The organism is Afipia dichlorophenoxyacetatis, assembly GCF_055386385.1.
Map to the genome: position 1 here is coordinate 1,194,082 of NZ_AP029250.1, position 14,199 is coordinate 1,208,280.

Annotated in this window: 10 protein-coding genes; 7 read left to right on the forward strand and 3 right to left on the reverse strand. The window is 57.9% G+C overall.

The window, feature by feature from the left end; genetic code table 11:
* Window positions 1-208: 208 nt before the first annotated feature.
* The 4 genes from ACZ5C3_RS05560 to ACZ5C3_RS05575 all read left to right on the forward strand — a co-directional run bounded on the left by ACZ5C3_RS05560 (window position 209) and on the right by ACZ5C3_RS05575 (window position 4,917).
* Window positions 209-1,132, forward strand: coding sequence for a YeeE/YedE thiosulfate transporter family protein (locus ACZ5C3_RS05560; RefSeq protein WP_464035899.1), 924 nt, complete (start codon window positions 209-211; stop codon window positions 1,130-1,132).
* Window positions 1,133-1,362: 230 nt separating this feature from the next.
* On the forward strand, window positions 1,363-2,973 hold the full coding sequence (locus ACZ5C3_RS05565) for an OprO/OprP family phosphate-selective porin (RefSeq protein ID WP_464035901.1): 1,611 nt from the start codon (window positions 1,363-1,365) through the stop codon (window positions 2,971-2,973).
* Between the two features lie 345 nt (window positions 2,974-3,318).
* Entirely contained in the window at window positions 3,319-3,678 is a 360-nt protein-coding gene (locus ACZ5C3_RS05570) for a hypothetical protein (protein WP_464035902.1), read from the forward strand.
* Between the two features lie 81 nt (window positions 3,679-3,759).
* Complete coding sequence (locus tag ACZ5C3_RS05575; RefSeq protein ID WP_464035904.1) at window positions 3,760-4,917, forward strand: patatin-like phospholipase family protein; 1,158 nt, start codon at window positions 3,760-3,762, stop codon at window positions 4,915-4,917.
* Window positions 4,918-5,083: 166 nt separating this feature from the next.
* Here ACZ5C3_RS05575 and ACZ5C3_RS05580 read toward each other — a convergent pair whose 3' ends face one another.
* From ACZ5C3_RS05580 to ACZ5C3_RS05590, 3 genes are all read right to left on the reverse strand, one after another.
* Window positions 5,084-5,671, reverse strand: a complete 588-nt coding sequence (locus ACZ5C3_RS05580) for a hypothetical protein (protein ID WP_464035906.1) — start codon at window positions 5,669-5,671, stop codon at window positions 5,084-5,086.
* Window positions 5,672-6,088: 417 nt separating this feature from the next.
* Window positions 6,089-6,400: a hypothetical protein gene (locus ACZ5C3_RS05585; protein WP_464035908.1), complete on the reverse strand. Its 312-nt coding sequence runs from the start codon at window positions 6,398-6,400 to the stop codon at window positions 6,089-6,091.
* A 139-nt stretch (window positions 6,401-6,539) separates the two neighbouring features.
* The gene (locus tag ACZ5C3_RS05590; RefSeq protein ID WP_464044592.1) at window positions 6,540-7,328 is read right to left on the reverse strand and encodes a hypothetical protein; all 789 of its coding nucleotides are present in this window, start codon (window positions 7,326-7,328) and stop codon (window positions 6,540-6,542) included.
* A gap of 600 nt (window positions 7,329-7,928) precedes the next feature.
* On the opposite strand from ACZ5C3_RS05590, the gene ACZ5C3_RS05595 reads away from it, so the two are divergent.
* The 3 genes from ACZ5C3_RS05595 to ACZ5C3_RS05605 are packed head-to-tail and all read left to right on the forward strand — an operon-like array spanning window position 7,929 to window position 14,190.
* Window positions 7,929-9,662: a trypsin-like peptidase domain-containing protein gene (locus tag ACZ5C3_RS05595; protein WP_464035911.1), complete on the forward strand. Its 1,734-nt coding sequence runs from the start codon at window positions 7,929-7,931 to the stop codon at window positions 9,660-9,662.
* A gap of 15 nt (window positions 9,663-9,677) precedes the next feature.
* Window positions 9,678-11,111 (forward strand): hypothetical protein, encoded by a 1,434-nt coding sequence (locus ACZ5C3_RS05600; protein ID WP_464044593.1) that lies wholly within the window; start codon window positions 9,678-9,680, stop codon window positions 11,109-11,111.
* Complete coding sequence (locus ACZ5C3_RS05605; RefSeq protein WP_464044594.1) at window positions 11,101-14,190, forward strand: virulence factor SrfB; 3,090 nt, start codon at window positions 11,101-11,103, stop codon at window positions 14,188-14,190. The genes ACZ5C3_RS05600 and ACZ5C3_RS05605 overlap by 11 nt, the downstream gene beginning before the upstream one ends.
* Window positions 14,191-14,199 lie beyond the last annotated feature (9 nt).

A 14,199-nucleotide genomic window follows, 5' to 3' on the forward strand; every position in this document is an offset into this window, starting at 1 on the left:
TTTCGGGAGTAGGGCCCGCGGCGCAAAAAAAATACGCCGGCTCCTGACGTTCGCTGCATCCCGCCCTGCCACCGGCGAACGTACGGGCCCATTCCCCTTTATTGAGTCCAGGAGGGTCTGCGGAACAGATAAATCTTCAAAGCGCAATAAAGCGACCGGCAGCGCGAGAACAGACATTGGAAAACAACTTCCAGGTCGGGGCAGCTAGATGAGCATATCTTCCTTTTTCATCGCTCTTGCGGCCGCCGGAATTGTCGGTTTCGCCAACCAGCGCGGTGGCACCTGTGCCGTAGCAGCGATCGAGGAGATCGTAGAAAGGCGGCGGTTCACTCGGCTGCTGGCACTTTTGGAAGCATCCCTCTGGGTAGGGGCCGGACTTCTTCTCATGAATGCGATTAGTGTTTTGCCGTCCGTGCCACCTGGCTATGAGCCCGGCCGCTCGACAATCGCCGGTGGAATCCTCTTCGGGCTCGGCGCTTTTGTGAATCGCGCGTGCCTCTTTGGGACGATAGCGCACCTCGGTAACGGCGAGTGGGCTTACATAGCTACGCCGGTTGGTCTGTTTGTGGGAAGTCTCGTGATGTCCGGGGTGGTCTGGGTTACCCGGCTCGATGGACCGTCTATTGCTCTCGCTGCCTCTATGCTCGGCGTCCCAGCTGCCCTTTTGTTTATCTCCGCGAGACTTGCTGCGCATGGTATCGCGATCAAGAAGCTCAATCGCCCGATACTTGATTATATATGGTTGCCGCACGTGGCCACCACGATCATCGGCTTATCTTTTTTTACGGCCTTCGTTTTTATCGGCAACTGGGATTATGCGGACTTTCTATCCGATCTTGCGCGAGGAAAGAGCACTGACTGGGTACCCAAGGCTTTGCTTGCCTCTGCACTCGTGGTTGGCGCGATCATCGGTGGCTGGACCGCAGATCGGATCAAGCCAGGTGTTCCTCACCCGTCCAAGTTTGTCAGGCATTTCTCGGGCGGATTATTGATGGGAGCCGGTGCAAGCTTAATTCCCGGCGGAAATACCGGACTGATTCTTATTGGTATGCCGATGTTGTGGACGTACGCCTGGCTCGGGTTCGTGACGATCTGCATAACGATCTACGCTGCCATTCGACTGACCCGCTAACCTGCGCGGCATCTTAGCTCTTGTGCGACAGCGAGTGCTGCATAACGCCAAGTTATCCAATCGATAAGCTTTCGGCACAAACGGAGCAGGTCGTCAGATGATAAGGAGATGATCGACGGGCAAGACGCGCGATAGGAAGACTATTGGAGCACAGCTCAAATAGCTCTGCAGACGTCGTCTCAAGTATGGCCCATGAGTTCTGACATAGACGGTCTAAAACGGAGTCTCCAATGCATATCGATCGCTTCGCTCCTGCTGCGTTGCTCGCGGCAACGGTATTCGCTGCGGTCATGATTCAGCAAGCGCACGCAGAGACCGCTGGGAGCAGCGATGCCGAGATCGCACTTTTGAAGCAGCAGCTGCACCTGCTTGAAAGCAAGCTCGACAAACTCCAGAAACAGACAACCGCGAATAAAGTGGCAACCGCGAGCGCTAAGGCCGAAGCAAAAGCAGAGGCGAGAGCCGAAGCAAAGACAGCGATCGCTAACGCCAATGCCGCCATATCGACGAAAGCTCCAGCGGTATCGTCTGGCGCGGTTGTGTCGATGCCGAACAACAGACCAACCATCTGCACCGCAGACGGCGAGAACTGCATCGGGATCACGAGCCGGGTACACTGGGACGTGGGCGGGTACGACTTTCATCCCAATACGGCGGCGACTTCGCCGCAGCGGCTTAACTCTGGTGACAACCTGCGCCGCGCGCGCATCGGCGTCATCGGCAAATTCTTGAACGACTGGAATTTTGCGCTGATCTATGACTTTGGCGGCTCGTCCGACGGCTTTGGCGGTGCAGCGGCAGGGTCTCTTCCGGGGGGCGGCGTTTCGGGCGTCGAGAATGCCTATCTAAGCTACACCGGTCTCAAGCCGTTTGGTGGCAAGATGGCGATCGAGGGCGGTATAATGGACTTGCCTTGGACGATCGACGAAGCCACGAGCTCAAATGACATCACGTTCATGGAGCGCTCCTCAGCTCAGGTCATCGCAGTCAATATTGCCGCCGGCGACTTTCGCTCGACCTTCGGTACGCGTTGGTGGAATGATGCGTTCTGGGTAGGTGGTTATGTCACCGGTCCAACTGCTGGCGCCATTCATTCTGCATCTAGCGCGACGCCAAATGGCTCGACTGAACAGTATGGTGCTGTGGCTCGCGTCGCGGGCCAACTTGTCAGTGGAAAGGATTACTCGCTGCATATCGGCGCCAACGCCGAGTGGCTGGTGCAGCCATCGCGTAATTTTGTGACCAATGCGCAGACAGTGTCGCTGAGCGATCGCCCGGAGTTGCGGATTGACCCCACCACTCTGATCTCGACTAACGCAATCGCGAACACATCGGGCGCGCAGGTTTATGGCGTCGAAGCTGCGGGCACGTACGGGCCTCTGTTCTTCCAGGGCGAATACTATTGGTTTAACGTCGACCGTGATGCTTCGACGGGATTGGCCCCAATCGGTGCACCAAGCCTGCAGTTCCAGGGCGGCTATGCGCAGGCGAGCTACGTGTTGACCGGCGAAACACGCACCTACAATACATCAACTGCCGCATATAACGGCGTCAAGCCGGCGAACCCATTCTCGCTTCAAGGCGGCGGTTGGGGCGCGTGGGAAGTCGCGGGTCGTTTCTCGACGATCGACCTCAATGACAAGCTTGCGACCGCAACAGGTGTGGCGGGCGGCAGGCAGACCGTCTACACGGCGGCCCTGAATTGGTACGTCAACGGAAACCTCCGCTTCATGCTGGACTATTTGCACGGTGATATCGCCAAACAGGCATCGCCGACCTCGACGGTGAATACCGGTTCGACGTTCGACGCAGTGGCGATGCGCACTCAGTTTGCGTTCTAAACCGACAGCACAACGCGCTTCACGGCCACGAACGTTAGCGACGATCCTGGTCCTGCTGTCGCTTGTGTGTGCGTCTACGAACGAATTCAATCTCGCCGGAGTTTCGCATCCGCGATGTTGCATTCAAGGTGCACTCAAAAGCTAGCAGTTACGCCGCTGTCGATTGGCCAATCAGGCTCTTGGCGCCAAGGCGATATCAAGTGAAGGCAATAGCAACACCTAAGCTTGGCGGATGAAGTGAGACGATTGGGCATTTTATTGGGTTTTTATGGCATTAATGATGTCAAATGACGCGTTATGGTGAGACCTATCGATCGTTTCCTCTTTCAACCAAGGAATGTCACCATGTCTCGGATTTCATCTCGCTCTCACAACGCCGGCGCAGCCCTGATTGCGGTCGCTCTGATCGTTGGATCGGCGGCACAAGTACTCGCTGCGGACCGTAACAGCGCATCGACCATGGTGGTGGCTGATACTCAAGCGAACATTGCAGCGGAAGAGAATGGCGCCAGCGCGCAGCATCTTTCCCGTAACGATCTTGCAAGCCGAAATCCCACCCGGAAGCCGTGGCCGGCACCGGTTGGTCATCATCAGCCTCGGGCGAGGGATATCGGCGCCAACGCGCAATTGTCATCGTCCGAGATTGAACAACAGCGTTTGGATGAAAAGCTTAAGGCGAAGCTCATTATCTGTCGTGGTTGCTGAAATGACGGCTATCGATCAGGAGTAGCCGCCGTTAGGCGAGTGAGAGCAGCACCGGCTCTTGAACGGGCCCGGATACACTGAATGAGGTTTCAAATGCGACCGACAAATGATTCCGCCCTCGAGTCCAGTAACCGAAGAGGGCTACCAGGTCAGGTCGTTTTAGTGCTTCAGGGCGGTGGTGCACTGGGATCCTACCAGGCCGGGGTCTATCAGGCTTTGCAGGAGGCGGGGATCGAGCCTGATTGGGTAATTGGCACCTCGATTGGTGCCATCAATGCCGGCCTTATCGCCGGAAATGAGCCGAAGCGTCGCCTTGAGAAGCTGAATGAATTCTGGAGCCGCGTTCAACGCGCTCCGCATTGGAGCTTTCAAGGTGCATCTTTCGGACTTGGTGCGCGTTGGTCGCACTGGACTACAATAACTCAAGGTGTGCCCGGCTTCTTCACGCCGAACCCGATTGCGCATGTCGGGGACACAGTTCGGTTGGGCGCCGACCGCGCCGGCTACTATTCGACGGCTCCGCTTGAGCGCACTCTTTCCGAATTGGTGGACTTCGATTTAGTCAATGGCGGCGCACTGCGCCTCACAGTCGGTGCCGCGCACGTGCGGACGAGTCGGATGCGTTACTTCGATACGCGCGACAATAGGCTTGATGTCAGGCACATAATGGCATCAGGAGCTCTTCCTCCGGCCTTTCCGCCGGTGCGCATCGATGGAGAACTTTATTGGGACGGCGGCATCCTTTCAAATACGCCCACCGAAGCCGTATTTGATGACAGCCCGAGAAAAGACTCGGTGATATTTTCCGTACACCTATGGAATCCAGTAGGTACCGAGCCGAGCACGATGGCTGATGTGCTCAACCGCCAGAAAGATATTCAGTATTCTAGCCGGATCACGAGCCAGATTACTCGCCAACAGCAGACGCATCAATTGCGGCACATCATCAATGAACTCGCTTCGCGATTACCTGATGATGAACGCAATAAGGCGGAGATCGTGGATTTGCTGAGCCACGGTTGCCAGACCCGTATGCACGTCGTTCAGTTACTCGCGCCGCCGTTAGATCACGATGATCACACCAAGGACATCGATTTTAGTCCAGGGGGCATCAAGCGTCGCTGGGAAGCAGGGTACGCACACACCAAAGCGGTGCTGGCCCGTGAACCCTGGCTGGATCGGTTCGATCCGGGGCTCGCTGTGATACTCCATAAGGCCGATCCGCTTGCTGCGGAGTGAGCGATCGTGCGCCGTTTTCGCTCCCGACGTCCCAACAATACGAACCGGTATCCGCGGTAAAACGCGCAGCGATTAGGTATATGGCCGGGGCCCTGCTTAGTCGAAGCCGCTTTCGCACGATACCGAGATGCTAGGGTAATCGAGCCTTGATCCCCATGCACCCACCCTATGGACGGCTTAACTCCGGTCCGTTGCTTGCCCCTTGCGCGGCCAGGCACATAGCGCGGATATCGGTGTACCGTTTGAGCAACGCTTCGCTGCCGGACTGAATACTTGAGGATTTTGCAGCGCTGATCTTGCTCGTCAGAGCCGCAATCTGTGTGTCGAGGTTCCGAAGCGACTGTGCATATTCACGCCGCGCCTCATCGAACTTGGCGGGCATGTCCATGAGCTCTCTCACGTTCTTCTGGAAATCGTTGAGGGCGCTGGCAGCCGCAAGCACTGGGTTGGCATCATCCAATGCAAGGCCTATGTCGATCGCTGCCTGGGTGGCATCTTCATTAATGACATCAGCAGCGGTCTTGCCCCTGGAGATAGCTTTGTAGACTTGCTCTTCAGTGAACTTCCATTTGTAGAGGCGGTAGGTCGCGCCGACGAGCTGCTCTGGTGGAGCAATCGCTGCAATACCAGTGATCAAATCGGCGGTGGTTTTGGTGGCAGCTGCAATATAGGTGAAAGCCTCTCGCGCGCTTCCCGGGCTGCCGATTTCAAAACGGAAGGAGCGCTCCAACTCAGCGCGTTGCTGCCGCAGCATATCAAGACCCTCATTAAGAGCCCGAAGCTTGGCTGAATACTTGAGAGCGACGATTGTCTTGTAGGCCTCGAGATCCGTGGGAATGGCGGCGCAATCGGCCTTCCGATCATCGGAGGAGGATGGCAGAGGCCTCGGAGGAGGCCTCACTACCGCGACTGGTGGAGGGGTTCGCGAGACCTCACCCGATGAGTTGTCATCAGCCAAACATCCTTCGGATCGCGCTCGTTGCTTGAACGCTTCCAGATCTGCACAATAAGAGCCCGAGGCGCAGGCGGCTTTTAAGTTATCGATCTGCCCAAGAAAGAAATTACAGTCGGAGGCTTGCGCAACTCCGCCAGCGCCAACGATAGCGGCCAAGCTGATCACACTCGTGAGTGCTAGTTGCCGCATGTCACGGTTGTCCCGCTGGAAATGCGTTTAGTTGCAGGCCTGCGCGGCTGTCGCGCGCGCCTGCGCCGCCCCTCTCTCATATTCGTTCGCCTGTGCCTGACCTGCTGGCCCTGGAACACACCTGCGGTGGAAAGCTGCTGCACGTTCATAAAGCCCGATGATCGCACGCGACGCGCCGCAAATACCGAGACTACTGCTTTGGGCGCTGATCTGTTGCATCTCTGCCTGGATCGACTGCTCCTCAGACGAACAGTCGGCGCGCGCCGGAGAAAAAGTAAGACCTGCCACGCTCGTGGATACGATTAGAGCGCCAAGCGAATTCCGAAGCCGCCGGTTCATTGAAGAGCCCCTTTTTCGTGCGAGAGCCAGCAGTATCGCAGACGTGCAGAGCCTCGCATGACCCAAATGAGCTAAGCCGTGATTTTGCTGCGAGAGATCATTTCATACGCGACGCTCGCAGCGAGGCACGCGGCGCAAATTAATTTTTTGCACAATGATCACAAGCGATGTGCGTACTGACCTTCCGATCACAATCGGGAAGAGGGTGTTCAGGTCGGAAGCGGAGCAGCACCTCGGAGGTGTTCTTTTCTATCATCCCTGTGCAGGTTTTCTCTTCATCGTCGAGCTTCACTGTTATCAAGTATTCGACTGGAGACTCGCTCTTGATCATGAAAGCATCGGCACCGACGCTGTAGAAGCCTTGGGGAATGTCTTGAACCCAAACTGCATTTTCGACCGGGTTCGTCACGGAAGTGATCATCTTCTTGTTTGCGTCGAGATCGATTTTTCCATCACCGCATTGTCCCCAGTTCTGGCGGGATACCGGGAGACGTTGACCGAGCCATCCGTCCGGGCATGAGAGCTGGAGGTCGAGATCGTCGTTCGTATGCCAGGCCAGCGTAATCTGAAGCTTGCCTGCGTTTGCGCCGCGCTTTCGAGCCACGTCGCGAGCGATATCGCCCTCCGTTTGGGCGCGTTGCTGGGGCGCTGGTGGACAGGTTTTTTCGCACTGGGCGATCTTCGCCGCCAGAACCAGCTGCTTCTGCCAGATCGCCGCCTGCAACGCTTTTGCGCCGTCGTTGACTGCCTGCAGATCCGGAGCCTTTGTGAAGCACCTGTTTGGCATGAAACGGCGAACGACCGCCGGCCAATCTGTGGCACCGAACGCGCAGGCGTCGAGCAAGCGGACTCCGATCCAGCCCGACAGGATCGTGAAGGCTGACCACAAGGCTAGGGATATCCACCAGCGACGACTTAAGTTGCGCATGGCGCCTATGTCCCGATTGGCTGGTCAGTGCCGAGATCAGAATATGACATTGTCTTTACGTGAAAGGCGGTCGCGAGGGTTGGAGCGACGCGCAAATGAGAGACACCCAATAATTTCTGGCCTTTGATAATCAGTCATTCGTATAGTCGACGAAAGCGAATTTCCACTCCGAATCTTCATTCCTGCAGTCACCCCCATTTTCTTCGGATGATCACCGCATCGTTCTTTCGCCGAACAATTGGAGACGCGTTCAGATCATGGACGCCCGCGAAGATATCGAGGCTCGGATGAGGGACGAGTGTCTTGGCCCACTTGGGCTAAGCGCGAGAAACACTCGTGGTGCTGAGGGCCGTCTCTTGGCTATTGTGAGAGGGGATGGGCTCGCCCAAAATGTTCGAATTTCAATGGGGCAAGTTCAAATTGACAATCAAAGTTCGTAAAGTGCCAGGGCGATCGCGACGGGGGGCTGTCCAAGATTTATGAATTTGCTGGCTGCTTAACCCAAATGGGTCAAGACAGCCGCGCTCATTTGTTCGTTTCTCTCGCATTGCGAGGGTAATTCATCGTATTTTCAGGCATTAAGGGGCGGGGGAGGCAAAAGTGGAGCCGGTCGCACAGTATTTCGTGGGGACTCGAAGTCTTGTGGGTTTCCGCCTGGCGGAAACAAACGACGGGTACGTCATCGATCAATACGCCAAACTGGTCGAGGTGTTGACCAAGCGAGCTGGCGCGCAAGTTGCCGGGCTGTTTGCCGAGCCGCATATTTCCTACGGCAACGGAAAAGCACCGGCCCGGGTGGACTGGTACACGCGCTACGATGGCATCGCGCGGCCGCTCGTTGAGCTGGACCCAAGCTCAGCCCTGGCTGTTCAACGGGTGCTGACCACCCGTCTTGCCGCCTTGCGGCCGCTCTCGTTCGATCCCGAATATGGTCCGCTGGTTGCCGCAGCTCTCAATATCGCGGACCCGAATGGCATCGTCAGCGTGGGCGGCGAGCCAGTCCTGGTCGATTGGGGGATGTTGCCACAGGCGTCCCAGGGCGGGGATCGTCAGCGGGCGCAGCACTTCAGCTCGACTTTAGCACCCTATCTCCCCGATTTTGGGCTTCCGCCGGCGAGCCAGACAGAGTGGGCACGAAACTTTGCGTCTTCGGAGAGCCAAGGCCAGCACGGTCCCGGTCAGCAGACGGCTTCCTCCACCAGCGCGAATGCGCCGGGCATCATCCCCGTCCCGGCGACGGGCCGGCGTGGACCCTCACTGACAGCGCCCGTTATTGCGACATCGCTGGCGGCCCTCCTGTTGGGCATCTTGTATATCCCCGGCGTGCTTGCGTTTCCGTCGGATTCGTCGCCAGCGTCGGAAGCAGCCATCGCGACGGCCCGCCAGGTGGTTAGTAGCCTCGAGAACCAGCGCCGCAAGCTCGACGATGCCCTTCTGGCTCCGTGCCCGGCGTTGATCAATACCAACACGACGGCTCCGGTTGTCCCACCGTCGCTGGATAATGTGCGGGTGACAGTCCCTCCGGCTCCCAGTGCGCCGGGCGCGCCACCTGCACCAGCCACCCCGCCCTCGGCGTTTTCGTCCCGCGTGAACGCAGGGACCGTTTTGGTGATCACGCCAGATGCCAGCGGCAGCGGTTTCTTTGTGGCGCCGGATCTTCTGGTCACAAATCGTCACGTCGTGGAAAACAACCGAAAAGTTCGCGTCGCCAATAGCGTGATTGGCATCATTGAAGCCGATGTCGTGCGAACCGGCGACGGCGATCTGCAGGATTTCGCGGTGCTAAAGGTCGCGCCACAGGCAGCGGCAAAGCCGTTCGAGATCGCGAATATCCCGCCGGTTCTTCAGCAGGTCGTGGCGGTGGGATATCCCGGGGTTGCGATGCGGACCGATCAGACCTATCGGCGGCTGATGCAGGGGGACGCCGCCGCAGCTCGTGACTTGTCCGCAGTCATGACTGTCGGCCCCGTTAATCACGTGCAGCAGCAGAGCGCGGCGGGGGTGACGTTGGTCGTGCATGGTGCCGAAATCTCTCACGGCAATAGCGGAGGTCCGCTCGTCGATCTTTGCGGGCGAGTCGTTGGCATCAACACCTTCGGCCGCAACGATGACAGCGTGATGTGGCGTTACGCGCTCGGCAGCGATGGCATCAAAGCCTTTATCGAGCGCGCCGGGGGCAGCCCACGCGTGGTCACGAATGAATGCACGCCGCAAGTCGTTGCTGCGGCGGAGCCACCGGCCGCAACCGCGACCCCGGCAACGCCTCCGGCCCCGGCTCCACAGCCGCCGGCCGCAGCGACCCCCGCGGCCGCTGCTCCTTCGCCCTCCCGGTAATTTTGCGAGGGGGCCATGGCGGAAACGACAAAAGTCACGGAAACGAGCAGTCAAGGTTTGGAGCCGACCAACCTTAAGCTCGCCAGTCAATATGATCAGCTGCGCTCATTGCTGGAAGCGCGGTTATCGCCCGATCATGCATTCTTGTTTGCCGAGCCAGTGCCGTTCGGCGGAAACCGCGCCGGCGGCAAAGATACGGCGTGGTACGTCAAGGGCGCCGGTACCGTCCGTGCCCTGTCGTCTCTGCCGCCTGAGCTGATCCCGTTGGTCGAGCACCGTGTGGCGACGCTGGTTTATGACATCGAGGTGCTCTGCAATGAATTGATTGCGGCCGGTGGTGTCTCTCGCGAACTGGCAAAGTTGCTGCAAGATGCGCTGATCTTTCCCGATGATCGGGAGGTGTTTCTGGTCGATGATCGCCCGGTTCTGGTGAACTGGGGATATCGGAAGCAGGCAGGGGGCCTGAGCTCCGGGGTCGGGTCGGGCAGCATTGTTTCCGGAAAGGCAAGATCGGCTCCGCCGCCGCCGTCGTGGCCCACAACAGTCTCATCAACGTCGCCGTCCGCATCAGCGGCGTCCGCAGGCGCCACAAAGACACAGACTGAAAACGAACAGCCAACCAACACCATTCCGCCGGCTCCCGTAGCGAACAGCCGGCGGAGGTCTGGCTGGCGCTGGTGGGGTGCCGCGGCCCTTTGGTCGGCGTTTGTGGTTCTGTTGGGATTGAGCGGGCTGCGCTTGCTGGACGCGTGTGCGCTTGGCTTGTCCAATTGGCCGGCCTTTATGTTGCGTCTTTTGCCAAGTCAGTGCCCGGCCGCAGGCAATCCGGATCTGCAGTCGATCAACGATGCAGCCAAAGCCATTGAAGCGTCCATCCGGCAGAAACAACTGATTGTCGCGGCGAAGATCGCACAGTGCGATAAAACGTGCCCCGCGCCTGCACCCCAGCCAATTCGTCAGACGGTTGAACCGCCGAGGACCGTGCCGGATCTAGATCGGATAATTGAACAGATTCACCCGCCGCGTGGAAAAATAGAACTGACGGTTGCGTGGAAGGGGAGGCCTGATTTGGACCTGCACGTCCATTGCCCGAATGGTGAAATCATCTCCTACAAGCAAAAAGCGGCTTGTGGCGGCGTGCTGACGGAAGATTTGAATGCCGGCAAAGGCGGCACGCCGGGAAGCGACTATATCGAGCACGTGTATTGGAATGACATTCCGCAGCCGCCAGGTCGCTATACGGTCAGTGTCGTTCTGTTTCACCGACATGAGGAGACGCTTCCAGGGATACCGTTTGCGGCTGTGTTGCGCGTCAACGGAGTCACCGTCAAGGAGAAGGCTAGTACGCTCTCTGACGTGCACAATTCTGGGACCGACACCGATCAGGATACAGTCTTCACTTTTGACGTCCCTAGCGACGTTGTAGGGGTAAGTTCGAATGCTCGCTGACATCGTTGAATTTGGAAACAGCATCAAGCTCGTGCCACACAGCGGCATCCAATTCGTCGAATATGCCTTCAACATCGACAAGGTCGGGCGGCTCAACAGGCGTTTTATCGAACGTGCTGTCGAGTCCGCGCCAGGCGAAGAGAAGAGGTATCATCTGCTCCCCGCGTGGTCGGACGACGACGACCAATATGAAGAGCCGACAAAGCCCACAGACGAGGAGTACAGCATCAACGAGAAGGTCGCGCTTGCGGTCTTTCTTGAAAAGTGGGTGCCGGTGCCCATGCTGCGCGTGAAAGCCGCCGCAGACGGTTCAGAGGATTTCGATACGGGACCGACCAACTGGGCACGTGTCCGCGTCGTCGCTGATCCCGATCGAAAGCCGGACAGCACGATCACGCACCGCGTCATCTTCGCGTTCGACACCGAGCTGATGGACCGGCGCCCCAATCGTCCCTATGCCGCTTTGTCTCCGGACGATTCCGCGAATGAGCACGAATTCAAGTTCGCTTATCGCTATCGCGACATCGCCTGGTTCCTTGGCGCGGCCCCTGGACAAACTGACGATGGTGAGCAGGACTATTCTCAGGACTGGGTGCCGGCGTGGCTCGATCAGATGTTTCGCGACTACAAAGCGGCACAGCGGCCAGGCCGTCCGCTGCGAGAGGAAGATCTCAAACCGCTTGAGCACTACGGACACTATCTGGTCTTCCTGGAATATCTGGCCCAGGCAGTCAGACCCCGCGCTATTCGCCTCATCGACACAGTCTCGGCCGATCCGAACGTCAAGCCAGTTTGGGTTGACCTTGTGCTCGACGTCGGAAACAGCCGGACTTGCGGCATCCTGATCGAGTCGCATCCGAATGATGACAACTCGGATCTGAACAACTCACTCGTCCTGGCATTGCGCGATCTTTCAGAGCCCGAGAAAGTCTACAGCGAACCGTTCGAGAGCCACGTCGAGCTGTCGTTCGCCGATTTCGGATCTTACGAACTTTCGCAACGATCGACGCGAAGCCGCGCGTTCTTTTGGCCGAGTCCCGTGCGGATCGGGCCGGAAGCCGCCCGATATCGCCAGGCGGCGCAGGGCAACGAGGCAACCACCGGTCTGTCGAGCCCGAAGCGTTATCTTTGCGATACACGGCCGGTCACCCAGGATTGGAAATTTCAGGACCGCGACTACGGTCGTGGCGGCACTGCACCGATCATCGATCGAGCGCTTCGCCAATTCGTCAATCTGAAAGGCGATGTGCTGCAGCAACTCGAAGGCGACAGCAAGCGCTACAAGTTTCGTGTTGCAAATGACGATCGCGTCGGCGCCACGCGGTTGACCTACTCACGCTCCTCGTTTTTCACGTTCATGATGGCCGAAATCGTCGCCCATGCGATGTCGATGATCAACAATGCTGCTGTTCGCGAACGCAGGAAAAGCAAGGATTCGCCGCGAAAGCTTCGTCGTATCATCATGACTGTTCCACCGGCGATGTCGGTCCAGGAACAACGGCTGCTACGCTCGCGGACAGAGGGAGCGATCAAGCTCGTCTGGCAGCTGATGGGGTGGTATGAGAACCCGCCGCCGGGAATGGTTCAGCCTCAAGTCAAGGTGGAGTGGGATGAAGCGAGCTGCGTGCAGTTCGTTTACCTGTATGGCGAAATCCATAAGAAGCTTTCCGGCTCTATCGGAGCCTTCATGGGGCTGGTCGGCAAGGAACGGCCCTATGCCGATGCGGAAAGTAGACCGCTTCCGGGTGCAAAGCCCGAGCCGTCGGTTCGCATTGCGTCCCTCGATGTCGGGGGCGGCACCACGGACCTGATGATCACGACCTATTATCGGGAAGATACCGCGATCAAGCCGGTCCAGAATTTCCGCGAAGGTTTCCGCATCGCCGGCGATGACATCCTTAAAGGCGTCGTGGAGCGGATTGTGATTCCGACGATCGAGGCGAGCCTGAAGGAAGCGGGAGATCCCGATCCCCGCAATTTCCTGAATGAACGATTTGGCGGCGATCGCCCTGGAATGTCTATTCAGGAGATTCACCTGCGCCGGCAATTCGTGTTGCGGGTGTTGGAGCCGATCGCGCTGCGTATCCTCGCCGATGCGGAGACTGAAATTGGCGTAGCCAGTCTTGGTCCTACCCGCAACTTCAAGGAATTCTTCGTGCAAGGCGGCGCCGGTGCGGGTGAGGCCGCGATGCCAAGTAAGCGGCTTCTCGATTTTCTCGAGGGACCGGCAAAGCGGCGCGGCGCGGCAACGTTCGCATTGACCGAATGCAACTTTACCGCTGACTTCGACATTGTCGAGCAGGTTGTCGAAAGCGTCCTCGATGTTGCGATCGATAATCTCAGCGAAGCGATTCATGAGTTCGACTGCGATGTGGTGCTGCTTTCAGGACGCCCGTCGCGGCTGCCGGCGCTGGTGAATCTGATCACTAACAAACTTGCGGTGTCCCCGGATCGCGTCGTGCCGCTGCATCAATATCAGGCCGGTAACTGGTATCCATTTCGAAGTGCGGACAACCGTCGGATCGGAGATCCAAAAACAACGACCGTGGTTGGAGGGATGCTTTGCGTGCTGGCCGAAAGCCAGCTGCCGAACTTCACGATCTTTACGCACCGGCTTGGTTTGCGATCCACCGCGAAGTTTATCGGCAAGATCGAAAATGATGGGCGGCTGTTTGCTGAGAATGTCTATTTCAACAATGTCGATCTCGACAAAAAGGGAACAGAGGATCAGCGACCGACTTTCAAATTCTTCACACTCATGCGTCTCGGTTATCGCCAGCTGCCGCTGGAGCGATGGATCGCATCTCCGCTCTACCGGTTGCGGATGCGGCCAGGCCTGGACAACGAAAAGATTGTGATGCCTCTTTCTCTGACGCTTGAGCGGGCGAACGACAGTTTCGTCGACGAGGATGACGCTGATGCGCTGATCAAATCGGAATCAATGAAGGAAGACTTCAGGATTGCGGAGGCTATCGACGCCAATGGGAGAGACGTTTCCCGCAAGGTCGAACTGATTTTCAATACCCTGGACAATGACCAGGGCTATTGGTTGGACACTGGAATTTTATCGATTGCTTGAGTTGGGGCG

What these genes read in the sequence shown, in the direction of transcription:
- ACZ5C3_RS05560 (WP_464035899.1), top strand. Translation starts at nt 209, where the DNA reads ATGAGCATATCTTCCTTTTTCATCGCTCTTGCGGCCGCCGGAATTGTC.
- ACZ5C3_RS05575 (WP_464035904.1), top strand. Translation starts at nt 3,760, where the DNA reads ATGAGGTTTCAAATGCGACCGACAAATGATTCCGCCCTCGAGTCCAGT.
- ACZ5C3_RS05570 (WP_464035902.1), top strand. Translation starts at nt 3,319, where the DNA reads ATGTCTCGGATTTCATCTCGCTCTCACAACGCCGGCGCAGCCCTGATT.
- ACZ5C3_RS05565 (WP_464035901.1), top strand. Translation starts at nt 1,363, where the DNA reads ATGCATATCGATCGCTTCGCTCCTGCTGCGTTGCTCGCGGCAACGGTA.
- ACZ5C3_RS05585 (WP_464035908.1), bottom strand. Translation starts at nt 6,400, where the DNA reads ATGAACCGGCGGCTTCGGAATTCGCTTGGCGCTCTAATCGTATCCACG.
- ACZ5C3_RS05605 (WP_464044594.1), top strand. Translation starts at nt 11,101, where the DNA reads ATGCTCGCTGACATCGTTGAATTTGGAAACAGCATCAAGCTCGTGCCA.
- ACZ5C3_RS05600 (WP_464044593.1), top strand. Translation starts at nt 9,678, where the DNA reads ATGGCGGAAACGACAAAAGTCACGGAAACGAGCAGTCAAGGTTTGGAG.
- ACZ5C3_RS05590 (WP_464044592.1), bottom strand. Translation starts at nt 7,328, where the DNA reads ATGCGCAACTTAAGTCGTCGCTGGTGGATATCCCTAGCCTTGTGGTCA.
- ACZ5C3_RS05580 (WP_464035906.1), bottom strand. Translation starts at nt 5,671, where the DNA reads ATGCTGCGGCAGCAACGCGCTGAGTTGGAGCGCTCCTTCCGTTTTGAA.